Origin of the sequence: Kocuria sp. WRN011 (assembly GCF_002295155.1) — a bacterium.
In the GTDB taxonomy this organism is placed as follows: domain Bacteria; phylum Actinomycetota; class Actinomycetes; order Actinomycetales; family Micrococcaceae; genus Kocuria; species Kocuria carniphila.
Genome location: NZ_NSGI01000005.1, coordinates 293,063 through 316,700 on the forward strand (window position 1 = coordinate 293,063; position 23,638 = coordinate 316,700).

Below are 23,638 nucleotides of genomic sequence, written 5' to 3' on the forward strand. Positions count from 1 at the left end.
CTCCGTGATCGGGAAAACTTTTTCCTACTGTTGCGCCGTCACCGCGTCCCACGCGACCGTGAGTTCCCCCAAACGCCAACGTGATTCACGGTGCAACACGGGCCAGCCCTCTGCGCGCAATCGTGCGCACATGGCCACCCAACGCTGCCGCGCTCCGAAGGAGCCCAAGGGCGCGAGAGCCAGCCAAGCGGCGTCGGCGGCGGACAAGAAACGGTGGATGCGTTCGCCGGGCACGTTGTGATGGATGAGTGCCTTGGGCAGACGCTCGGCTACATCGGACGGTCGATCGAAGCTCCCCAACTGCATGCTGATCGTCAGGGTTTGCGGGCCGGTCGCATCACAACAGATCCAGGTGGCTCGGCGGCCGATCTCGTCGCACGTGCCGTCCAGGAACACCCCGCCGGGAGCCAGGCGTGAGCACGCGAGCTCCCACGCAGCCGGAACTTCTTCCTCGTTGTATTGGCGGAGCACGTTGAACGCCCTGATGAACGCGGGGGAGCGCCCGGGGATCGGAATCTCGAAGCCACCGCGGCGAAAACTCAATCCCGGCCGGGCAAAGAATTGTGCCATGGCCACGCGGTCCGGGTCGATCTCCACGCCCACCACGTCAACGTCAGGGCGGACGCGCAGCAACCGAGCACTCATTTCCACCGTGGTGGTGGCCGCGGCTCCGAAGCCCAGATCGACAACGAGCGGATCTGTCGCATGCCGAAGTACGGGGGCCAACGGTCCGGCCACGTAGCGGTCCGCTCGCCGCAACCGATTGGGGTTGGTCGTTCCCCGAGTGATGGTTCCTACGGGGCGGTAGCTGGCTGGCACATCGACACTGTAGCGGCGCTCGGTGACACATGCGAATAACACGTGCCAACGGGTCACGCGGGTGGAAGAATGAAGTCATGGCTAATGATTCAGCAACGTACAAGCTCATCCTCCTGCGCCACGGGCAGTCGGAGTGGAATGAGAAGAACCTGTTCACCGGTTGGGTGGACGTGCCGCTGACCGAGAAGGGCATGGCCGAGGCCAAGCGCGGCGGTGAGCTGATCAAGGACAACGATCTCGCACCGGATGTGCTCCACACGTCGCTGTTGCGCCGCGCCATCAACACTGCCAACATCGCGCTGGATGCGGCGGACCGGCACTGGATTCCCGTGAAGCGCTCATGGCGCCTGAACGAACGCCACTACGGCGACCTCCAGGGTAAGGACAAGACCCAGGTGCGCGACCAGTACGGTGAGGATCAGTTCATGGTGTGGCGCCGTTCCTACGACACCCCGCCGCCCAAGTTGGATGACTCCTCGGAATTCTCACAGGCTGATGATCCCCGCTACGCGGACGTGGCGGATCTGCCCCGCACCGAGTGCCTCAAGGATGTTCTCGAGCGCTTCCTCCCGTACTGGGAGGAGCAGATCGTGCCGGATCTGAAGGCCGGCAAGACCGTGCTCGTGGCCGCGCACGGTAACTCGTTGCGCGCGCTGGTGAAGCACCTGGACGACATCTCGGACGAGGACATCGCCGGGCTGAACATCCCCACCGGCATCCCGCTGTACTTCGAGCTGGATCAGAACCTCAAGCCGGTGACCATCGGCGGTACCTACCTCGATCCCGAGGCCGCTGCCGAGTCCATCAAGGCCGTGGCCAACCAGGGCAAGAAGTAACCCCTGGTTTCCAGACCATGAAAAACGCCCCACCTCGTGGTGGGGCGTTTTTCTGTGGATCTTCGCTTGGATCGGGAGACCGGGTGGCGCGTCAGGATCGTAACGCGCCTCCCGGTTTCCGGGAGTCCTAATTATTCACCGGTGTCGGTACCGATGTGACCGTGGCCGGTGGGGTGGGTGTCGGACACCGGAGCCCAGTCGCCGGTGACCAAGTAGGAGACTTTACGAACGACGGACACACCGTGGTCTCCGATGCGCTCGAGGTAACGCGAGGCCAGAGTGACATCCACGGCGGTGGGGACCGAGGAGTCCCAGTTCGGGTCCGCCAGCATGTCGAAGACCTGCTGGTGCTTCTGATTGAGCTCGGACTTGAGTGCGTAGATCTCATCCGCAACGCTCATGTCACGGTCCTCAAGGACGGAGATGACTCGCTCGATGAGCTGGAGGTCGATATCGAACATCTCCGCGAAGTGCTGGTTCAATGCCTCGGGAAGCACCGGCTCCGGGAAACGCATGCGAGCGAGCTGGGCCAAGTGGCGGGCCAGGTCACCCATGCGCTCGAGCGAAGCGCTCATTCGCAGGGCGCCCACGATCATGCGGAGATCGGAAGCGACGGGGGACTGCAGCGCCAAGATGTCAATGGCGCGCTCATCCAAGTCGTTCTGGAGGAAGTCGATTCGGGCGTCGTTGGAGATGACCTCTTCGGCCACCTGAACGTCTGCCTCGAGGAATGCGACCTTGGAGCTCTTCAGTGCCTGCTGCACAAGAGTGGCGATCTGAATCAGCTCTTCACCTACCTGGTGAAGTTCAGCCTGGAAAACCTTGCGCACAGAGGGCGTCCTTTCGTTCAGAGCATTCGTTGGTCACGTAGCTTACGTGATGTTGGTGTCCAGCTAGCAGCTGGGACGCGGGGGCACTGTACTTACGCACGAGCGCTATCACAGTCGCAGGGGCGAATGAACTAACGCTCATCCTAAGGTGAACGTTGGTTGAACCCGACCTGGAATGGCCGGATTGCGTACTTGGCACCCAAACGGTCCGTCTAAGCTGGGCAGAGTGAGCGTGACCTCGGTTGCCCTGTTGGCGGGCTTTGTCGGATTCCTGCTCGGTATCAGTGGATTGATTGCCGTGCGGGTCAGCCAGCGACGCCGCCGTTCCTTGGTCGCTGTGGAGGAACCCACCCTGCCGGAAGGCACCGCCGAGATCCTGGCGGCCCTGGGGCTGGCCTATGTAGTGGTCGACGGTGTGGACGGCGTGATCAGGGCTTCCCCGGCCGCGTATGCGTACGGGATCGTTCGGGGACACACCGTGGTTCACCCGGAACTCCTGGATATGATCCGGCGAACTCGCCGCAATGGCGTGGTCGAAGAACGTCGCCTGGAACTCACTCGTGGCCCTCTTGAAAAGAGCGCCATCGTGTTGGACATCCGGGTGGTCATCATTGCGGAGGAATACATTCTTTTGCTCGCGGACGACCAGACGGAGATCGTGCGCGCGCAGTCCATCCGTAACGATTTCGTGGCCAATGTGTCCCACGAGCTCAAGACACCGGTGGGTGCCATCAGTTTGCTTTCCGAGGCCCTCGATGACGCAGCAGAGGACAAGGACGCCGTCCGGCACTTCGCCAAGAGCCTCCACAAAGAAGCGATCCGGCTCTCCGCTCTGGTGCAGGACATCATCGAACTGTCCCGCTTGCAGGGCACGGACGTCGTGTCCAAGGGGACGGTCGTGGACCTCAACAGGGTGGTGAGTGAGGCCGTGGACCGCACGCGCCTGACCGCGGAGAACAAGGGCATCACCATCAAGGTGGGCGGTAACCTCAAGACCCCGGTCTACGGCGACCCCGACCTGCTGGTCACGGCCACTCGGAATCTGATCGACAACGCAGTTCGGTACTCACCCGAAAACACTCGCGTGGGCGTGGGGTTGCGCGAGCGTGACGGAATGGCCCAGATCATGGTCACGGACCAGGGGCCGGGCATCCCCGATGTCGAGCAGGACAGAATCTTCGAGCGCTTCTATCGCGTGGACAGCGCCCGGTCGCGACAAACCGGTGGCACGGGGCTGGGGCTGAGCATCGTCAAACACGTCATGGCTCAGCACGGTGGAGAAGTGTCCGTATGGTCGCAGTCCGGGCGGGGTTCCACGTTCACCCTGGTCATTCCGCAGGTGGAAGACCTGGACGAGTACAACGGCCCGGTGGCCGCCTCCACCAATGAACGTATGCACCTAGAGGAGGAGCGTAAGTGACCCGCATTCTGATGGTCGAGGACGAAGAGTCTCTCAGCGATCCCCTGGCCTACTTGCTGGGTAAAGAAGGCTTCGAAGTGACCGTGGTGGCTGATGGCCTGTCCGCGGTGAGTGAGTTCGAACGGGCGGGCGCGGACCTCGTGCTCCTGGATCTCATGCTGCCCGGCCAGTCCGGAACGGAAGTCTGCAAGCAGATCCGGCAGCAGTCGACCGTTCCGATCATCATGCTCACCGCCAAGGACGCCGAGATCGACAAGGTCCTGGGGCTGGAGCTGGGCGCGGACGACTATGTCACCAAGCCGTATTCCTCGCGCGAACTCGTGGCTCGGATCCGGGCCGTGCTGCGCCGGCGTGCGGAACCGGATGAGCTCATCACCGCCACGGTGGCCGCCGGGCCGGTGCGCATGGACGTGGAACGACACGTGGTGAACGTGGGCGGGGAAGCCGTCACCATGCCGCTCAAGGAATTCGAGCTGCTCGAGATGCTGCTGCGCAATGCCGGTCGTGTGTTGACCCGCGGGCAGCTCATCGACCGGGTCTGGGGGTCGGACTACGTGGGTGACACCAAAACCCTGGACGTGCACATCAAGCGGCTGCGTTCCAAGGTTGAACCGGATCCGTCACAACCCCGCCACATCGTCACGGTGCGCGGACTGGGTTACAAGTTCGAGGCCTGATCGAGCACCCTCAACGGGTCTCCGCCACATGAGACAGACTGAGGGCCGCATCCCCACGGGATGCGGCCCTCAGTCTGTCAAAGCGTCAGTACGGTCAGTGACCGCCCTCTTCTGACTCGGCCTTGGGAGTGTTGGAGGGGTTGGCCGGGGTGGACGGTGCACCACCGGGTATCAGGGATGCGTAGCGGGGGTACGTGTGGTCCAGGACCGGCACGGAGTTTGTCGAGGACTGGCCGTCCGCCTCGAGCTCGGTCTCAACCATGAGTCCCGGTTCTGCTCCGGCCTGATCGATGGTCACGGGTTCGGACTTCTCCAGCACCACGGAATCGTTGGCGGGAACCTCGACCTCAGCGGTGGCGCCGTTGGCGTCTATCGAGAGGGTGGCGGGCTCGGAACCGTCGTTGACCACGGTGCCGATGATACGACCCTCGGAATCAGCGTCCTCCGCGAGGATCATGAAGTTGCGCACCTTTACGTCACCCAGATCGGACTGGATGCCGTCCGAGGGGGCGTACTCGTCTGCGGTGGCCTGAGGGCTGACGTACCCGCAACCGGTTGCGGTCAACAATGCAGCGGCCGCAGCAGCACCCAAACCAAAGTGCTGCAGCTTCTTGCGGGCGGCGTTCTTCACGGCACGAACTCCTCGGGCTCTAAGACGATGTGTCAGATATCTGCCGCAAGTCTAACGTTTTGGCGACGCAACGTCTGCATCCGCGCCTCGTGACACGCACGCGCCGTCGGCCACACCAACGGCGCGACAACCGGGCAGCGGGGCTCGCGCAGGAATGCGAACCGCGACCCTTTCGCGCGGTATCCGGGCGATGTGAGGTAGAACGCGGCGAATCATACACCGTGGTAGAATCGAAAGGCTGAAAGGGGTTTGTGTACATGGTTTTTGAGGTTGGCGAGACGGTTGTCTACCCCCACCACGGTGCCGCAACGATCGAAGAGATCAAGACGCGCACCATCAAGGGCGAAGAGAAAATGTATCTGCGTCTGAAGGTCACGCAGGGCGATCTGATGATCGAGGTGCCCGCTGACAACGTGGACCTCGTGGGAGTGCGAGACGTCGTTGACGAGGAGGGACTCAAGGAAGTCATCTCCGTTCTGCAGGCCAAAGATGCTGAAGAGGCGTCCAACTGGTCCCGCCGTTACAAGGCAAACCTGGAGAAGCTGGCTTCCGGCGACGTCCTCAAGGTTGCCGAGGTCGTTCGTGACCTGTGGCGTCGTGATCAGGGTCGTGGATTGTCGGCTGGCGAGAAGCGCATGTTGGCCAAGGCCCGTCAGATCCTCACGTCGGAGCTCGCTCTGGCCAAGGAGATCGACGAGGAAGAAGCCGAGAAGCGCCTCGACGACATCCTGGCCGCTTGATTCAGGGTCACTCCGACTCGTATGACATCGACTGATTTTTCCGCGAGCCCGTCCTTTGAGGACGGGCTCGCAGTCATTGTGGTGGCCGCGGGTTCCGGCACGCGTCTGGGATACGGGATGCCCAAGGCGTTGGTACCCGTGGCCGGGCGCCCCATTCTCGAGATCGCTCTCGAATCGGTGGCGCGCGCAGCTCCCGGTGCGGACATCATCGTTACGGTGCCCGCCGGGGATTCTGGGTTGAGCGACGTCGCGGCAGCGCACGGGGCCCGCCCGGTCACCGGCGGAGCTACGCGAGCGCAGTCGGTTGCGTGCGGCCTGGCCGCGCTGGGTTCCGACTCTCGGTTCGTGCTGGTTCACGACGCCGCTCGCTGCCTCGTGCCCACGCGGGTCACTTCCGCGGTGGTCGCCGCCCTCGCGTCGGGTGAACGCGCGGTGGTCCCCGTCCTTCCCGTCACCGACACGGTTCGTGGGGTGGATGCTCAGGGCCACAGCACGGGAACCGTGGATCGATCCGGGCTGCGTGCGGTGCAGACTCCGCAGGGCTTCGAGGCCCAACTCCTGGTGGATGTAAACCTGCAGGCCGGTCTCCTTGAGCGCGATGAGCAAGGAGCACTGACCCCCGTGGACCGTGCGGAGGATCCTGAGGGCATCACCGATGACGCCTCTCTCATTGAACGTTTCACCCCGGAGGTGCCCGTGACGTTCCTGGCCGGGGACGAAGAGTCCTTCAAGATCACGCGCCCCTTCGACCTGATCACCGCCCGCGCTGTCCTGGAAGAGCGTGCTCGATAATTCAACGCTCGTGCCGGCCCTGGACGATCGGTGAGTAGGGTCCCACAGGAAACATCGGAGATGATGGACTCATGAACGAACAACCCGAATCCTCGTTGCCGCAAGCCGGCCAACTCCCACTCACCGGCATCGGCGTGGACGTCCACGCCTTCGGTCCGGAGGGGACACCTTTGTGGGTGGCAGGTCTGCACTGGCCAGGGGAGCGCGGTCTCACGGGCCACTCGGACGGCGATGTGGTGGCCCACGCCGCCGCTGACGCGTTGTTCTCGGCGGCCGGCATCGGCGACCTGGGGGTGCACTTCGGCACGGATCGCCCGGACATGGCGGGCGCGTCGGGAGAGCGGATCCTGAGCGAAGCCGCAGCCATCGTGCGGGAGGCCGGGTACGACGTCGGCAATATCTCGGTGCAGCTGATCGGGAACCGGCCCAAATTCTCGCCCCGCCGAGAAGAAGCCGCCACGGTACTCAGCAAGGCAGCCGGCGCGCGGGTGCATCTGAGCGCAACCACCACGGACGCCCTCGGACTGACCGGCCGCGGCGAGGGGCTGGCCGCCGTTGCGACCGCCCTCGTGGTTCCGCGCGGCTAGACTGGGCGGGTGACTTTGCGCTTCTACGACACCGCCTCAGCAACCGTTAAAGACTTTGAACCTGTGTACCCGGGCGAGGCCCGGCTGTACTACTGCGGTGCCACGGTGCAGGGGGCGCCGCACATCGGGCATGTGCGTTCCGCGCTCGTGTTCGACCAGCTCGCACGCTGGCTCGCCTTCCGCGGTTACAAGGTGACCACCGTCCGCAACGTCACGGACATCGACGACAAGATTCTGGTGAACTCCGCGGCGTCCTTCGACCCCGATTACGCGGGCAACCACCCGCGCGAAGAATGGTGGGCACTGGCCTATCGCTTCGAACGCGTTTTCGGCGATGCATATGCCGCTCTGGGCATCGCCGCCCCCACCTACGAGCCGCGCGCCACCGGTCACATCCCGGAAATGCACGCGCTCATTCAGACGCTCATTGATGACGGCCACGCCTATCCGGCTCAGGACGATTCCGGCGACGTCTACTTCGACGTGCGTTCGTGGCCGCGCTACGGCGAACTGACGCGCCAGCGTGTCGACGACATGCAGGATGCTCCGGACGCAGATCCCCGCGGCAAGCGTGACCCCCGAGACTTCGCCCTGTGGAAGGGTCACAAGGCGGACGAGCCGGAGACCGCCGGATGGGATTCGCCGTGGGGCAAGGGGCGTCCCGGCTGGCACCTCGAATGCTCGGCCATGGCAGCCAAGTACGTGGGCACGCACTTCGATATCCACGGTGGCGGCCTGGACCTGAGATTCCCGCACCACGAGAACGAGCTGGCCCAGTCCACCGCGGCGGGTCAGGAGTTCGCGAACTTCTGGCTCCACAACGGACTGGTCACCTACCAGGGCGAGAAGATGTCCAAGTCCATCGGCAACACGGTTTCGCCCGAACAGATGCTCGCCGAGGCACGCCCGTTGGCCGTGCGTTACTACCTGGGGCAAGCCCACTACCGTTCGGTCCTGGACTACCGGCCCACGTCACTGCAGGAAGCGACGTCGGCCGTCGAACGCGCGGAAGCCGTCCTGGTCGCCGCGCGCGCCGCGGGGTTGAGCCTCGACTGGCAGCCGGAGGACGTCCCCGAGAATTTCACGCGCGTCATGGACGAAGACCTCAACGTCCCCCAGGCGCTCGCGGTGCTGCACGAGACGGTGCGCGCCGCCAACGGCGCGCTGGCTTCGGGTGATGTCGACGACGCCGCCGCGCCGGTTCGCGCCGTGGCTGCCATGTCCGAGGTGCTCGGACTCCTGCAGCTCATGAACCTTAACGGCAGCGGGGCCGGCGGAGGTGCCGAGCACCAGGCACTGGATTCCCTGGTCCGCCAGCTGTTGGAACAGCGGGCACAGGCGCGCGCGGACAAAGACTGGGCACTCGCCGATCAGATCCGCGATCAGCTCGCCGATGCGGGCGTGGTCGTGAAGGACGGAGCCCAGGGTTCCGCGTGGTCGGTCTGACCCGGTCACTGCCCTAAACTGACACATAGATCGCTGACCACCTCGGGGCGGCGAGAGCGCCGTACACCCGTGAGAGACACGGAGTAGACAACCATGGCCCAATCCAATCGACCCGGAGCCGTTCGCAAGAACAAGAAGGGCGCCGTCGTGGGCAGCGGTGGGCAACGCCGCAAGGCACTGAAGGGTCGCGGCCCCACCCCCAAGGCCGAGGACCGCGTGTATCACAAGGCCTACAAGGCCAAGCAGGCTGCCGCACGCAAGCAGCAGACCTCGCACAACCGGCCGACTCGTGCGGGCAAGGGCCCCATCAAGGAGGACCTGGTCACGGGCCGCAACTCGGTGCTCGAGGCCTTGCGTTCCAACGTGCCCGCCAAGACTCTGTTCGTGGCCACCAAGATCGAGGTGGACGACCGCGTCAAGGACATTCTTCAGATGTGCGCCGAGCGCAATGTTCCCACGCTGGAAGCCTCCCGCTCGGAGCTGGACCGACTCACCTCGGACGCTGTTCACCAGGGCGTGGCGCTGCAGGTTCCGCCCTACGACTACCGCGACGCGGACGAGCACGCGGCCGCAGTGATCCGCCGGTACGATCCCAAGGACCCGGAGTCCAAGGCGCCGCTCTTCGTCGCGCTGGACGGCATCACCGACCCGCGCAACCTGGGCGCGATCATTCGCAGCGTCTCAGCATTCTCCGGTGACGGCGTGATCCTTCCGGAACGCCGCTCCGCCGCAGTGACCGCCACCGCGTGGAAGACCAGCGCCGGTGCAGCAGCACGGGTGCCCGTGAGCAAAGCGACCAATCTGACCCGCACGCTCGAGAACTGCAAAAAGGCCGGCTACTTCGTGGTGGGTCTGGACGGCGGCGGTGACGTGCAACTGCCCGAACTGAACCTCGCGACCGAGCCGCTGATCGTGGTGGTCGGTTCGGAAGGTAAGGGGCTGTCCCGCCTCGTCACCGAGCACTGCGACGCGATCGTGTCGATTCCCATTGACTCCACCATGGAGTCGCTGAACGCATCCATGGCGGTGGGCATCACGCTCTACGAAGTGTCGCGCAGACGTGCAAGCGCGTAGTTATCCGCTGGGGGTTCACCCATCGCTGTCCGGGGACGGCAGCGCCAACGTGGCCGTTTACGCACCGGGAATCGACGAGCTCGAACTGGTGTATCAGCGCCCGGGTGGCACGTGGCGTCGTCACCGCCTCAAGGGGCACAACCACGGCATCCATTACGGAACGGTGCCACCCCCGTTGCACGGAGACGGCGAGGTCGAGCGCGCGGAGATGCTCGATGTAGACGTGTGCCCCGCCATGCCCGAGGGCACCCGTTACGGATTCGTCCCCTTCTCGACCACGGCCAAGCGCACTCCGGACCCGTCCAGGGAACAGATCTTGCTGGACCCCTACGGCCGCGGACTCACCAGGGTGAGTCCTCCGCCGACCGTCATGAATCCCGGCCCTGACGCGTACGGCGGAAAGTACGTGTCCCAGGTGGTCGCCCAGAACTACCACTGGGAGAACCCCGGCCGTCCCAGCATTCCGTGGCGGGACACCATCATTTATGAAGCCCACGCCAAGGGCCTCACCATGCTCCACCCGGACCTCCCCGAAGAGGTGCGGGGCACCTACGCCGGGCTCGCGCATCCCGTGATCCTCAAGTATCTGCAGGATTTGGGCATCACTGCCATTGAATTGTTGCCCGTGCACGCTCACCTGGACGAGCCCCATCTCACCAAGAACGGGCTCAGTAATTACTGGGGGTACAACACCCTCAGTTTCTTCACCCCGCACTTCGGGTATGCCACGCGTGCCGCGCAAGACGCAGGTCCCACCGCCGTCCTCAATGAGTTCAAGCACGCCGTGGACGCGCTGCACGGTGCTGGAATTCAAGTGTTCCTGGACGTGGTCTACAACCACACCGCCGAGGGCGGAAGCGAAGAACCCGCCTACAGTTGGCGCGGGCTGGGGGACCGGCAGTACTACCGTCATGACACCCACGGCAATTACGTGGACGTGACCGGCTGCGGGAATTCGGTGAACTTCGCGGACCCGCAGGTGGTCCGCATGGCACTGGACTCACTGCGCTACTGGGTCACGGAGTGCCACATCGACGGGTTCCGCTTCGACCTCGCCCCGGAGCTCGGGCGGGACGAGAACCATCACTTCACCCGCAATCACCCGTTCTTCGTGGCCGTCGCCGCAGATCCCGTGCTGCAGGGCATACGCATGATCTCGGAACCGTGGGACGTGGGAGCCGGGGGTTGGCAGACCGGACGCTTCCCGACCGGTTGGGCGGACTGGAACGACACCTACCGTGACACCGTGCGCAATTTCTGGCTCTCCGGTCAGCGCACCATGGCCCGCGGGGGCGGCGGCGGCAATGCCGCCCGTCTTGCCGGAGTCATCTCCGGCTCGGCGGACATGTTCGCACCCGATGGTCGCACCACGCTGGCTTCCGTGAACTTCGTGACCGCCCATGACGGCTTCACGATGTACGACCTCACGGCCTACGACGGCAAGCACAACCAAGCCAACTTGGAGAACAACGCAGACGGCACCAACGACAACCACTCGTGGAACCACGGTGAAGAAGGTGTGTCGGACAACGTGGCGCGTAGGACGGCGCGTGCCAAGACGGTGCGGAACATGATGGCCACGTTGCTGGTGTCGCAGGGTGTTCCCATGATCACGGCCGGGGACGAGTTGCTCCGCAGTCAGGGCGGCAACAACAACGCCTACTGCCAGGACAACCGCATCTCGTGGGTCGATTGGAAGCTCACACCGTGGCGGCGGTCCATGCTCAAGACCACCCGGCGGTTGATCGCCATCCGTAAGACGTTCCTGGCAAGCCAGCCCAGTCACTTTCCGGCTCGCCCGGAAGACGTTCTGCTGTACTGGTACGGACCCGACGGCCACGCCATGACCCCCGAGCTGTGGCAAACGGATGGCTCCAGGGTCGTTCAGGTGGTACTGGGTTCATGCGGTGGCGAACTGGCGGGAACCTTCGTCATCAACGGCTCCAATGATCCGGTCATCGTGACGCTGCCCGGAGTCGAGGATCTGTCGACCCCGGCCACGTGCGCCGCGGGCTACCCGGTCACCCGCGGGTCCTACGAACTGGTGCTGGCCACGGACTTCGAGCTCGACGAACGAGCGGGCGCAGAGTTCAGCGGCGGAGACGAGTGCCGGGTCCCGGCGCAGAGCATCGCGATGTTCTCGCTCGCCTAAAGCCTAAAGCCTAAAGCCTGAAGCCTGAAGCCTGACGGCTGACTGCTGACGCCAAAAACCGCGGGCGCGACACCCTTGTTGGGGTGCCGCGCCCGCGGTCTTCTCAGCAGCTCGTCGGCGGTGAGTCGACGGCGCTCGCGCTAAGCAGCGTTGCGCACCAGCCCCAACTCGGCCGGACCTGCCAGCTCCTCGTTGGAGGGCAGCACACGCACTGTATAGCCGAACGGGCCGGAGCGATCGATCGTCAGGGCCCCACTGAACAAGAAACGGCCGTTGCCCAGCTCAGTCACCCGATCCAGATAGGCGTAGCTGCGCTCGTGGATGTGATCCGATTCGGACACGTGGCCGAAACCGACCTGCACCTTGACATCCTGCGGGTTCAACGACCCCAGGTTGATGTAGGCGTTGATGGTCAGCTCGTCACCGATCTGGGGTTCCTGCAGCACACCTTCGGCGTCCACATGCTCAACGTGTACCTGCGGCCACGCCTGACGAACGCGTTCGATCCAGCGCGAGGTGGAACGCGCCACCTTGCCGTTGTCCGCAATCGAACGACGACCGGAGACGCAGGCCGGTACGTACAACTTCTGCACGTAATCGGTCAGCATGCGGCGGGCCGACACGTTGGGGCCAAGGGTGGCCAACGTGTGCTTGACCATTGCGAGCCACTGGTGGGGAATCTCCTCCGACGTGATCTCGGGGTCATCCGTTGTTTCACCGTAAAAACGAGGTGCCACGTGGTTCTCGATCAGCTCGTAGAGGGCTGCGGCCTCGATGTCATCGCGCTCGTCCGTGCTGGCTTTGTTGTCCGCGGTGGGAATGGCCCAGCCGTTCTGGCCGTCATACATTTCGTCCCACCAGCCGTCCAACACGGACAGGTTCAGTCCACCGTTCATGGCGGCCTTCATGCCGGATGTACCGCACGCCTCGAGCGGGCGCAACGGGTTGTTCAACCACACGTCACATCCCGGGAACAACACACGTGCCATGGCGATGTCGTAGTTGGGCAGGAACACGATGCGGTGGCGAACCTCCGGGTCATCCGTGAAGCGCACCAGGTCCTGAATCATGCGCTTGCCCATTTCATCGGCCGGGTGGGATTTACCCGCCACAACCAACTGAATGGGGTTGTCCGGATCCAGCAGCAGTTTCTTGAGCCGCTCGGGATCACGCAGCATGAGTGTCAGGCGCTTGTAGGTGGGCACACGGCGTGCGAAACCAATGGTCAGCACATCCGGGTCCAGCACGGAGTCCGTCCACGCTAGCTCGGCATCGGCGGCGCCGCGTTTCTTCCACGAGGCGCGCAAGCGGCGTCGGACATCGTGCACCAAACGCTCGCGGAGATCGCGGCGAACCTGCCACAGGTCGTTGTCGTCCGCCTGGTAGATCTTACGCCAGCGCGAGGCCGGGTCCTGGTCGTTCTCCTGCGGGTCCACAGCGATGGCCCGCATGGCCGGGTCGATCCAGGACGGCGTGTGCACGCCGTTGGTGACCGAGGTGATCGGAACCTCCTCGGTGTCGAACCCGGACCACAGGCCGTGGAACATGCCGCGGGAGACTACACCGTGCAGCTTGGCCACACCGTTGGCCCGCTGGGCCAGCCGCAGTCCCATGACGGCCATGTTGAATTTGCTGGGGTCTCCACCCTCGTAGCTCTCGGCACCCAATTCCAGGATGTGCGCCGTGGCAACGGCGGGGGTCAACCCCGCGTTGACGAAGTATTCGACCTGCGCGCGATCGAAGCGATCGATGCCGGCCGGCACCGGGGTGTGGGTAGTGAACACCGTGGCGGAACGAACGGCGGTGAGAGCCTCGTTCCAGGTCATGGGCTCGGAGCCATCCTGCGGGTTCATCAATTCCTGGATCCGTTCGATCCCCAGGAAACCGGCGTGGCCCTCATTGCAGTGGAAGACTTCGGGTGCGGGAGCCCCGGTGATGCGGGAGAACGCGCGCAGGGCACGAATGCCACCCATGCCCAGAAGTAGTTCCTGTTGCAGGCGGTGATCGCTTCCGCCGCCGTAGAGGCGGTCGGTCACGTTGCGGGCGTGTTCGTCGTTCTCGGGAATGTTGGAATCCAACAGCAGCAGCGGGACACGGCCCACGTCTGCGCGCCAGATCTGTGCTGACAGTGACCGGGAATTGGGCAGGGGCAGCGAAATCCGTGCCGGGGTTCCGTCCTGCTCACGCAGCAAGGTCAACGGCATTTCGTCGGGATCGAGTACGGGGTAGGTTTCCTGCTGCCAACCGTCCTGGGACAGCGACTGCTTGAAGTAACCGGCCTGGTACAGCAGCCCCACACCAACCACGGGAATGCCCATGTCGGAGGCGGTCTTCAGGTGGTCGCCGGCGAGGATTCCCAGGCCACCGGAATACTGGGGCAGCACAGAGGTGATGCCGTACTCGGCGGAGAAATACGCAATGGCGGCCGGGGCGTCGTCGGTCTGTGTGCGCTGGTACCACTGGGGCTGGGTCAGGTAACTGGTCAGATCGGCGTCGAGCGTCTTGATCTGTTCAACGGTCTGGGGGTCTTCGGCGATCTGCTGGATCTCTTCGCGGGTGAGGGAACCCAGAAGCTTCACGGGGTCACCGTGGACGATTTCCCAGGCACGCGGGTTGAGATGGGCGAACAGGTCTTCGGTGGGCTTGTGCCACGACCAACGCAGGTTCTTGGCCAACCGGCTCAAGGGTGCGATGGAGTCTGGCAGGACAGTGCGGACGGTGAATCTACGTATGGCCTTCACACGTGCGAGCCTACCGGCACGCGGGCCCTCGCCACTTCATAGTCCGATTAGGACACTCCCATGACGCCATAAGAATGGTCGGCCTTAAGAATCGAGCGGATTGTCGCTAACGTTAGATCCGTGTCGCAGCAGAATCCTCAGCCCACTGGCCATCACGCACGCACCAACGACCCGCAGGAACCTATGCCCCAGGCCGGGTCAGCCCGGCCTGATGTAGGAAGCCGCTTGAACGCGCCGGTCCCCGCCTCGGGTGTACCGGACGTCTCGCCGTCATTTCAGCGCTCCCGTTCCTCGGATGGAGTAACCGGGAAACGGCAGGACGAACAGCCCCGAGTCGACCTCATGGAAGAGGAGGACGTGGTGGATCGTGAACCCACGGAACAGCACGGCACCGCAGAACTGGGAAGCGAAGCGGACTCCGGAGACACTTCGGAATTCCCCTCCGCAGACCTTGTCTACGGACGTATTCCCATCACCGATGTGAGCCCCGTGGTCGAGGGCGGGCGTTTCCCCGCGACCGCCATTCCCGGCGAGGACATTCGGGTGTCCGCCACCGTATTCCGCGAAGGCCATGACTCCCTGGGGGCGAGCGCCGTCCTGTACGACCCGCAGGGCCGTGAGGTCCAGCGCGTGACCATGACCCCCGGTGAACCCGGCACTGACAGCTTCCACGCGCTGCTCCGCCCCGGTTCTGTCGGCAGCTGGAGCTTTGCGATCGAGGGCTGGTCGGACCTGTACGACACGTGGCTGCACGCGGCCGAGATCAAGATCGGTGTCGGCCAGGACGTGGAACTCATGTTCAAGGAAGGTCAGTTGCTCTTTGAAGCGGCTTCCAAGGAATCCTCGCGCTCAGCTGAGGAATCACGCGCCTTTGAGAACGCTGCCGCCCGCATGGCCGACACGAGCCTGTCAGTGGAGGACCGACTGGCCGCGGGCACCTCGGACGAGGTCAAGACCTACGTCACCGAGCGACCGCTGCGTGACCTGTTGAGTTCGTCTCAGCGGTACCCCATCGAGGTCGAGCGAGAAGCGGCCGGCCGCGGCTCATGGTACGAATTCTTCCCTCGTTCGGAGGGTGCCACGTGGGACGCGGAAGCGGGCCAGTGGATTTCCGGCAATTTCAGGACCGCGGTTCAGGCGCTGGATCGCGCAGCGGACATGGGCTTCGACGTTGCTTATCTGCCCCCGATCCACCCGATCGGTCGGGATCACCGCAAGGGCCCCAACAACTCGCTCGAGGCCGGTCCGCAGGACCCGGGGTCGCCGTGGGCCATCGGTTCGCCCGAGGGCGGCCACGATGCCATTCATCCGGACCTGGGAACCTTCGAGGATTTCGACGCGTTCGTGGCCCACGCCCACGACCTGGGCCTGGAAGTCGCCCTGGACCTCGCACTGCAGGCATCCCCGGACCACCCGTGGGTCAAGGAGCACCCGCAGTGGTTCACCACCCGCGCGGACGGCACCATCGCGTATGCGGAGAATCCGCCCAAGAAGTACCAGGACATCTATCCCCTGAACTTCGACAACGACCCCCAGGGCCTGGCCCACGAAGTGCTGCGCGTGGTCGAACTGTGGATCAGCCACGGCGTGGACATCTTCCGCGTGGACAACCCGCACACCAAGCCGCTGTGGTTCTGGGAGTGGCTCATTGCCCGCGTGCGCGAGGAGCACCCGGACACCGTGTTCCTGGCCGAGGCGTTCACCCGCCCGGCCATGATGCAGGGACTGGCCAAGGCCGGTTTCCAGCAGTCCTACTCGTACTTCACGTGGCGTAACACCAAGGAAGAGATCGAGGAGTACCTGGAGGAGGTCTCTCATGAGACGTCTTCCGCGTATCGCCCGAACTTCTTCGTGAACACCCCGGACATCCTGACCGAGTACCTCCAGTTCGGCGGACCGGCAGCTTTCAAGGTTCGCGCGGCGCTCGCGTCGACCGCTTCACCGCTGTGGGGCGTATATGCGGGATATGAGCTGTTCGAGCACGTGGCCCGTCCGGGTGCCGAAGAGTATATGGACAACGAGAAGTACGAGCTGCGTCCTCGCGATTTCGCGGGTGCCGTGGAGAGCGGACAGTCGCTGGCGCCCTACATCACGCGTCTCAACGAGATCCGTAAGGACCACCCCGCGTTGGGTGACCTGCAGAACCTCACCGTGCAGTCCACCACCGATTCCGCGATCGTGGCGTTCTCCAAGACCAAGACCGTCGAGCAGGACGGTCAGGAGGTCACGGACACCGTGATCGTGGTGATCAACACCGATACGCACGCCACGCGCGAAGCAACGGTGTGGTTGGACCTGGATTCCCTGAATCTGGGTGATCATGACTTCAACGAGGACGGATCGTTCTGGGTGGATGACCTGATTTCCGGTGACAGCTGGAAGTGGGGCACCCACAATTACGTCCGTTTGGATCCCTACATCGAGCCGGCGCACATCCTGCACATTCGACGCAACGTGAAGTGATCCCCGTGGTGGCGCGAGTCATCCTCGCGCCACCATTGTTTCCACGTCATCTTTGAGAGGCCACAGCAACCGATCATGACCAGCACACCCTTCCACCTCAACGCGCCGGGCATTTCACACGATCCGGACTGGTTCCGCAAAGCCGTCTTCTACGAAGTTCTGGTGCGGGCGTTCTCGGATGCCAACGGCGACGGCTCCGGTGATTTCTCCGGTCTGATCGACAAGCTGGACTATCTGCAGTGGCTGGGCATCGACTGTCTGTGGATTCCGCCGTTCTACGAGTCCCCGCTGCGCGATGGCGGCTACGATATTTCGGATTACTACTCCGTGCTCGATGAGTTCGGCACCGTGAGCGATTTTAAGCGCCTCGTGGCCGAGGCCCATGCCCGCGGTTTGCGCGTGATCACCGACCTGCCACTGAACCACACTTCGGATCAGCACCCGTGGTTCCAGGCCTCCCGCGAAGACCCCGAGGGCCCCTTCGGCGATTTCTACGTATGGTCGGACACGGACGAGAAGTACCAGGACGCACGCATCATCTTCGTCGACACCGAGGAGTCCAACTGGACCTTCGATCCCGTGCGTCGGCAGTTCTTCTGGCACCGCTTCTTCTCGCACCAGCCGGATCTCAATTTCGAGAATCCCAAGGTCGTTCAGGCCATTTTCGATGTGGTGAAGTTCTGGCTGGACATGGGGATCGACGGGTTCCGCGCGGACGCCATCCCGTACCTGATCGAAGAGGACGGCACCAACTGCGAGAACCTGCCGGGCACGCACGACTTCCTGGTCAACTTGCGCACCATGGTGGACGAGCTCTACCCCGGCCGTGTGATCATCGCGGAGGCCAACCAGATGCCCCATGAGGTCGTGGAGTACTTCGGTACCGAGACCTCGCCGGAGTGCCACATGTGCTTCCACTTCCCGATCATGCCGCGTATTTACTACGCACTGCGTGATCAGAAGGCCGAGCCCATTGTTTCCACCATGGAGAACACCCCGGCGATTCCTTCGGGTACCCAGTGGGGCACGTTCCTACGCAACCACGATGAGTTGACTTTGGAAATGGTCACGAGCGAGGAACGCCAGGCCATGCTCGGTTGGTACGCACCTGACTCGCGTATGCGCGCCAACATTGGTATTCGACGCCGCTTGGCCCCGTTGCTCGACAACTCTCGCGCCGAGCTCGAGCTCGCTCACGCGCTGCTACTGTCCCTGCCGGGGTCACCTTTCCTCTACTACGGTGACGAAATCGGCATGGGCGACAACATCTGGTTGGACGACCGTGATGCCTCCCGAACTCCCATGCAGTGGACCCCGGACCGCAACGCCGGTTTCTCGACAGCGGACCCGGGCAAGTTGTACCTTCCCGTGATCCAGTCCCTGGTCTACAACTACTCGCAGACCAACGTGGAGACCCAGCTGGCGTCTTCATCGTCCTTGTTGCACTGGATCCGGCAGATGCTCATGGTGCGCAAGGCACACCCGGCTTTCGGAATGGGCGATTACGTGAACGTGGACACCGATCACGAGTCGGTGCTCGCTTTCCAGCGCCGCCTGGATCCTCGCGATGCGGATGACGAGCACGGCGAGACCCTGCTGTGCATCTTCAACCTGTCCCATGTCCCGGCCAGCTGTTCTCTCACGCTGCCCGAGTACGCGGGGCGTGGCACTCGAGAGCTCTTCGGCGGGGAACCCTTCGGCGAGTTCGATAACTCCGGGCGCTACCGCATCACCCTGGGTTCGCAGGACTTCTTCTGGTTGCGCTTGCGCAGTGCGCCCACTGCGGACGGCGCCCACCCGGAGACCATTGCGATGCCCATCATCAAGCCCGCGCGCAACGACTGATCAGCGAGGCACTCCACGAACACGTATTTGAGGGAAGCGGGGAACACAGAATGACGGATCAACAGGTTCTGGACCGGTTGCGTGACTGGCTGCCGCGGCAACGTTGGTTCCCGTTCACCGCCGAGGCCCAGGAGATCAAGGTCAATGTCGCGGGTCGTGTGCAGTTGGATCTCGATCCGGAGGAACCGAATTCGGTCGTGCGCGATCGCATCGTGTACCTGGTTCAGGCCACCGTGGGCGATCGCACCGAGTTGCTGAACGTCCCGGTGGTTCGCACTACCGAACCGCTTGCGGAGTACGAGCGTCACCTGATCGGTTCCTACCAGGGTGTCGGTCCCAATCGGGCGTTGCCCGAGCAGATCGTGGCGGGCGTGGACGCGTCTGCCTCGTTCCTGCGGCGCGCGGTCCAGCAGGCGGGTTCGTTCTGGGAACGACGCCGCTCGGGGGAGTCCGCGGAGCAGGCCAGCTTGCCGACCGATGCACAGATAAATGACGCGGCGAAGAACTCCGAGCCGGGTGCCGAAGAATCGAGTCGCGGGGCCCGAACCTCGCCGAGTTTCGACATGGACGTGGACCACGCGAGCAGGTTCTACCTCTACGACGCCGTGGGTGACGCCCCGTTCCTGGACGCCGTGCTGCGCATCATGGACACCCAGCTGGGTGTGGGTGGAGTACTGCGGCACGGTATGGGCCTCCACGGCAAATACACCGGTGCACTCAATACGCAGTACAGGATTTCCAATCCCCATCAGGTTCGCGTGATCTCGTCGGAGCAGTCGAACACCTCGGTGATCCTCACGCCGCCGACCTCCGAGAACGCTTCGGATGTTGCACTGCGCGGTGACGCGGTCATCGTGAAGTTCTTCCGCGTGGTGGGGGAGGGGCGCAACCCGGATGTCGAAGTCGGTGTGGAACTGACCTCACAGGGCTCATCCGCTGTACCCGCTACCGCCGGCTGGATCGATGCCCAATGGCGCCAGGGTCTGGTGACCACGGCAGGACAACTGGCCGTGGCCGCGCAGTTCGTCGATCACGCGCAGGACGCGTGGCAGATGGCTGTCGACAGCGCCAAGAGTGGTGGGGACTTCACGGAACTCGCTCGTGAGCTGGGCGCTACCACGGCAAGGGTCCATGCGGACCTGATGGCCGCTTTTGACCCGATCACCGCCGATCACGACGCCCGTGATGCTTTCCTGCAGGACATTTCCGGTCGTCTGCGGTGGGCCTGGGAGGCATGTGGTGACCGTTTCGTCGAACTCGAGTCCGCGCTCGACACGGTCATGCGCGATCTCGAAGAGCTGCGTGAGCTGCCTCCGTTAAAGCGTATTCACGGTGATTACCACCTGGGTCAGGTGCTCTACAACCGAGACAACGGCTTCAAGATTCTCGACTTCGAGGGCGAACCGTTGCGCCCCATCAAGGAACGCGTTCGCCCTGACGTCGCACTCCGTGACGTGGTGGGTATGCTGCGTTCCCTGGACTACGCCGGTGCCATGGCCGGCCGAGAAGAATCCGGTGACGCGCAGGAATGGACGCGAGCGGCGTCGTCGGCATTTCTCGATGGCTACCGGGAGATCAGCGACCAGAGCCTCGACACCGAATCCGTCCTGTTCCAGGCACTGTGGCTCGACAAGGCGCTGTACGAGGTCGTGTACGAGCAACGCAATCGGCCGGACTGGGTCGACGTTCCGGCAAACGCCGTCATCCGCTCGCTCCGAGCCGTCGGCTCACGTAGCGTGACTGACACCACGAACGACCAACCGAACTCCAACGACACCTTCAGAACTGAGGAAGTAGTGAGTACCGAGCGAGAGCAGGATCCCCAACGAACACCGGATATCACGAACGATCCGGCTCCCACGGGCAAGCAGCAACCCGTGCCTGCGGAGACATCGCAGAACACCGGCCGCGAGTCCGCTCAATCCGAGCAGGGTAAGCCCGCGCCCGTGTCCGAAGAGGTCCTGGCCGCGGTTGCAGAGGGCCGATACCACGACCCGCACTCCGTGCTCGGTGCTCATCCGAACGGGGACGGCACGGTGACCGTTCGGACGCTTCGTCGGTTCGCGACCGATGTCGCGGTGCGCACGGTGGACGGTCTGTATCCGCTCGAACACGAGTGGGGAGGTATCTTCTCCGGCGTCGTACCCACCCACGAGAAGGGCCGCATTCCGGATTACCGGCTTGAAGTGACCTACACCGGGCAGGAACCGCAGGTTCTCGATGACCCGTACCGGTTTGCTCCCACGTTGGGCGAACTGGATCTGCACCTGATCGGTGAGGGCCGACACGAGACACTGTGGACCGCGCTGGGTGCGCACGTTCATCGCTACCCCTCGGCCATGGGTGACATCCAGGGCGTGAGCTTTGCGGTGTGGGCTCCCAATGCCCGCGCCGTGCGCGTCATCGGTGACTTCAACGGCTGGGACGGTTCCGAGCACGCCATGCGCTCGCTGGGTTCCAGCGGCATTTGGGAACTGTTCATTCCGGGCCTGGGTTCGGGCGACACCTACAAGTTCCGCGTTCAGGGCCGTGATGGATCCTGGCGTGACAAGGCCGACCCCATGGCCTTCGGGACTGAAGTTCCTCCGTCAACGGCATCTCGGGTCTTCGAATCCAACTACGAATTCCAGGATTCCGAGTGGATGGCCAAGCGGGCGCAGACGGATCCGCACAATGCCCCCATGAGCGTGTACGAGCTACACATCGGTTCGTGGCGCAAGGGTCTGGACTACGTGGATCTCGCTCGTGAATTGGTTGAGTACCTCACGTGGCAGGGCTTCACCCATGTCGAGCTCATGCCGGTGGCCGAGCATCCCTTCGGCGGTTCCTGGGGCTATCAGGTCACCTCCTACTACGCGCCGTCTTCGCGATTCGGGTCGCCGGACGAATTCCGATACCTGGTGGACCAGCTTCACCAGGCCGGTATCGGTGTGCTCGTTGACTGGGTTCCCGGCCACTTCCCCAAGGACGAGTGGGCGCTGGCGAACTTCGATGGTGAGCCGCTGTACGAACACGCGGATCCGCGACGCGGCGAGCACAAGGACTGGGGCACACTGATCTTTGATTACGGCCGTTCCGAGGTGCGTAACTTCCTGGTGGCCAATGCCAATTACTGGCTCGAGGAGTACCACATCGACGGTCTGCGCGTGGATGCCGTGGCGTCCATGCTCTACCTGGACTACTCCCGTAACGACGGCGAATGGGAACCCAACAAGTACGGTGGTCGCGAGAATCTTGAAGCCATTGGATTCCTGCAGGAATCCAACGCCACTGCCTACCGCCGTAACCCCGGCATCGTCATGATCGCTGAGGAGTCCACCTCCTTCCCCGGCGTCACCAAGCCGACCGAAGCCGGTGGCTTAGGGTTCGGTATCAAGTGGAACATGGGCTGGATGCACGACAGTCTTGAGTACATGGCGGAAGATCCGTTTAACCGCCACTACCACCACAACAAGGCCACGTTCTCGATGGTCTACGCGTACTCCGAGAACTTCATCCTGCCGATTTCGCACGATGAGGTCGTGTACGGCAAGGGTTCACTGTTGCGCAAGATGCCGGGGGACCGCTGGCAGCAGCTGGCCAACGTGCGTGCCTACCTGGCCTACATGTGGGCCCACCCGGGTAAGCAATTGATCTTCATGGGTACCGAGTACGCGCAGGAATCCGAATGGTCGCAGGAACACGGCTTGGACTGGTGGCTGTCCGAAACTCCCCCGCACCACGGGGTGCAGGAACTCGTGAAGAACCTCAACGAGATCTACCGGGACACCCCGGCGCTCTACGTCCGGGACAACGACCCGTCCGGTTTCGAATGGATCGACGCGAACGATGCCGGCCGGAACACCCTGTCCTTCACGCGTTGGGACGACCAGGGTAATCCACTGGTGTGCATCGCCAACTTCGCCGGAAACCCGCACGAGAATTTCCGCGTGGGAATGCCGTGGGCCGGCGACTGGGACGAAATTCTCAACACCGACTCCGAACTCTTCGGGGGATCGGGCGTCGGCAACCTCGGGAAGATCACGGCAACGGAGGGCGCCTTCAACGGAAAGCCCGCTTTCGCTGAGCTGACGGTGCCGCCTCTCGCGGTGCTGTACTTCAAGCCCGCGACCAAGAACGGGAACGGCACCAAGTAGCGCCAAACGACCCAACCCGCTGCCGGGACCGAGAGGTTCGGGCAGCGGGTTTGTCGTTCCCTCGGCAAGTGTGTAATGTCTACCGAGTCGCCGCGGCGAGCTTCCTGATAAGGGAGCGAGAAGCGGTGGCAGGAGAGCTACACCACACCGATTCCAGGCTGTTGCAAGACGCCGCGGATGTGGTAAGGTGAATCCCCGCAAGCAAGAGATCGCAAGGCGACAATCCGAAGCGAACCAAGAGTTCACCTGGATTTGACCCGCCGTTCCGATCTCACCTAGGCTTGCAGATCGCAACCGACTTCCGGTCCGTAGGGCAGGAAGAGTGGTTTGTTGTTTGTCAACTCAATAGTGTGCCTAGTTTGTTGATACCGAAAAGTATTTGTATTTTTTGGTTGATGGCCTGATGCTCCGGGTGTTTTTCCCGTTTCCTGGGGTGTTGGGTGTCAGCT

The 23,638-nt window shown here is 63.4% G+C and carries 16 protein-coding genes; 12 read left to right on the forward strand and 4 right to left on the reverse strand.

Features of this window, described 5'->3' with window-relative positions:
• Positions 1-24: 24 nt before the first annotated feature.
• A complete protein-coding gene (locus CKW39_RS09205) occupies positions 25-819 on the reverse strand; it encodes a trans-aconitate 2-methyltransferase (RefSeq protein WP_095797865.1) in 795 nt (264 codons plus the stop codon).
• A 77-nt stretch (positions 820-896) separates the two neighbouring features.
• Here CKW39_RS09205 and CKW39_RS09210 point away from each other — a divergent pair, with 77 nt between their 5' ends.
• On the forward strand, positions 897-1,655 hold the full coding sequence (locus CKW39_RS09210; protein WP_095797825.1) for a phosphoglyceromutase: 759 nt from the start codon (positions 897-899) through the stop codon (positions 1,653-1,655).
• Positions 1,656-1,786: 131 nt separating this feature from the next.
• Here CKW39_RS09210 and phoU read toward each other — a convergent pair whose 3' ends face one another.
• Entirely contained in the window at positions 1,787-2,485 is a 699-nt protein-coding gene (phoU, locus tag CKW39_RS09215; RefSeq protein ID WP_095797826.1) for a phosphate signaling complex protein PhoU, read from the reverse strand.
• Between the two features lie 226 nt (positions 2,486-2,711).
• Here phoU and CKW39_RS09220 point away from each other — a divergent pair, with 226 nt between their 5' ends.
• Both CKW39_RS09220 and CKW39_RS09225 read left to right on the forward strand, forming a co-directional pair.
• On the forward strand, positions 2,712-3,905 hold the full coding sequence (locus CKW39_RS09220; protein ID WP_095797866.1) for a cell wall metabolism sensor histidine kinase WalK: 1,194 nt from the start codon (positions 2,712-2,714) through the stop codon (positions 3,903-3,905).
• On the forward strand, positions 3,902-4,582 hold the full coding sequence (locus tag CKW39_RS09225) for a response regulator transcription factor (RefSeq protein WP_095797827.1): 681 nt from the start codon (positions 3,902-3,904) through the stop codon (positions 4,580-4,582). Before CKW39_RS09220 ends, CKW39_RS09225 begins: the two co-directional genes overlap by 4 nt.
• A 94-nt stretch (positions 4,583-4,676) precedes the next feature.
• Here the strand turns inward: CKW39_RS09225 and CKW39_RS09230 are convergent, their stop codons facing one another.
• Entirely contained in the window at positions 4,677-5,213 is a 537-nt protein-coding gene (locus CKW39_RS09230; RefSeq protein ID WP_095797828.1) for a hypothetical protein, read from the reverse strand.
• A gap of 257 nt (positions 5,214-5,470) precedes the next feature.
• Here CKW39_RS09230 and CKW39_RS09235 point away from each other — a divergent pair, with 257 nt between their 5' ends.
• From CKW39_RS09235 to glgX, 6 genes are all read left to right on the forward strand, one after another.
• On the forward strand, positions 5,471-5,953 hold the full coding sequence (locus CKW39_RS09235) for a CarD family transcriptional regulator (RefSeq protein WP_095797867.1): 483 nt from the start codon (positions 5,471-5,473) through the stop codon (positions 5,951-5,953).
• A 21-nt stretch (positions 5,954-5,974) separates the two neighbouring features.
• A complete protein-coding gene (locus CKW39_RS09240) occupies positions 5,975-6,745 on the forward strand; it encodes a 2-C-methyl-D-erythritol 4-phosphate cytidylyltransferase (protein ID WP_095797829.1) in 771 nt (256 codons plus the stop codon).
• Between the two features lie 71 nt (positions 6,746-6,816).
• Complete coding sequence (ispF, locus tag CKW39_RS09245) at positions 6,817-7,332, forward strand: 2-C-methyl-D-erythritol 2,4-cyclodiphosphate synthase (protein ID WP_095797830.1); 516 nt, start codon at positions 6,817-6,819, stop codon at positions 7,330-7,332.
• A 9-nt stretch (positions 7,333-7,341) separates the two neighbouring features.
• Positions 7,342-8,778, forward strand: coding sequence for a cysteine--tRNA ligase (gene cysS / locus CKW39_RS09250; RefSeq protein ID WP_095797831.1), 1,437 nt, complete (start codon positions 7,342-7,344; stop codon positions 8,776-8,778).
• A 93-nt stretch (positions 8,779-8,871) separates the two neighbouring features.
• Positions 8,872-9,852: a 23S rRNA (guanosine(2251)-2'-O)-methyltransferase RlmB gene (gene rlmB, locus CKW39_RS09255; protein WP_095797832.1), complete on the forward strand. Its 981-nt coding sequence runs from the start codon at positions 8,872-8,874 to the stop codon at positions 9,850-9,852.
• Complete coding sequence (glgX, locus tag CKW39_RS09260; RefSeq protein WP_095797833.1) at positions 9,839-12,004, forward strand: glycogen debranching protein GlgX; 2,166 nt, start codon at positions 9,839-9,841, stop codon at positions 12,002-12,004. Before rlmB ends, glgX begins: the two co-directional genes overlap by 14 nt.
• 140 nt (positions 12,005-12,144) lie before the next feature.
• Here glgX and glgP read toward each other — a convergent pair whose 3' ends face one another.
• The gene (glgP, locus tag CKW39_RS09265) at positions 12,145-14,745 is read right to left on the reverse strand and encodes an alpha-glucan family phosphorylase (protein WP_095797834.1); all 2,601 of its coding nucleotides are present in this window, start codon (positions 14,743-14,745) and stop codon (positions 12,145-12,147) included.
• Positions 14,746-15,087: 342 nt separating this feature from the next.
• Here glgP and CKW39_RS09270 point away from each other — a divergent pair, with 342 nt between their 5' ends.
• The 3 genes from CKW39_RS09270 (at position 15,088) to glgB (ending at position 23,189) form a co-directional block, all read left to right on the forward strand.
• On the forward strand, positions 15,088-17,208 hold the full coding sequence (locus CKW39_RS09270; protein ID WP_095797835.1) for an alpha-1,4-glucan--maltose-1-phosphate maltosyltransferase: 2,121 nt from the start codon (positions 15,088-15,090) through the stop codon (positions 17,206-17,208).
• A 75-nt stretch (positions 17,209-17,283) separates the two neighbouring features.
• Entirely contained in the window at positions 17,284-19,053 is a 1,770-nt protein-coding gene (gene treS, locus CKW39_RS09275) for a maltose alpha-D-glucosyltransferase (protein WP_095797836.1), read from the forward strand.
• Positions 19,054-19,103: 50 nt separating this feature from the next.
• Complete coding sequence (gene glgB / locus CKW39_RS09280; protein WP_095797837.1) at positions 19,104-23,189, forward strand: 1,4-alpha-glucan branching protein GlgB; 4,086 nt, start codon at positions 19,104-19,106, stop codon at positions 23,187-23,189.
• The last annotated feature ends 449 nt before the right edge of the window (positions 23,190-23,638 follow it).

What these genes read in the sequence shown, in the direction of transcription:
- rlmB (WP_095797832.1), top strand. Translation starts at nt 8,872, where the DNA reads ATGGCCCAATCCAATCGACCCGGAGCCGTTCGCAAGAACAAGAAGGGC.
- CKW39_RS09270 (WP_095797835.1), top strand. Translation starts at nt 15,088, where the DNA reads ATGGAAGAGGAGGACGTGGTGGATCGTGAACCCACGGAACAGCACGGC.
- treS (WP_095797836.1), top strand. Translation starts at nt 17,284, where the DNA reads ATGACCAGCACACCCTTCCACCTCAACGCGCCGGGCATTTCACACGAT.
- CKW39_RS09210 (WP_095797825.1), top strand. Translation starts at nt 897, where the DNA reads ATGGCTAATGATTCAGCAACGTACAAGCTCATCCTCCTGCGCCACGGG.
- CKW39_RS09240 (WP_095797829.1), top strand. Translation starts at nt 5,975, where the DNA reads ATGACATCGACTGATTTTTCCGCGAGCCCGTCCTTTGAGGACGGGCTC.
- CKW39_RS09235 (WP_095797867.1), top strand. Translation starts at nt 5,471, where the DNA reads ATGGTTTTTGAGGTTGGCGAGACGGTTGTCTACCCCCACCACGGTGCC.
- ispF (WP_095797830.1), top strand. Translation starts at nt 6,817, where the DNA reads ATGAACGAACAACCCGAATCCTCGTTGCCGCAAGCCGGCCAACTCCCA.
- glgB (WP_095797837.1), top strand. Translation starts at nt 19,104, where the DNA reads ATGACGGATCAACAGGTTCTGGACCGGTTGCGTGACTGGCTGCCGCGG.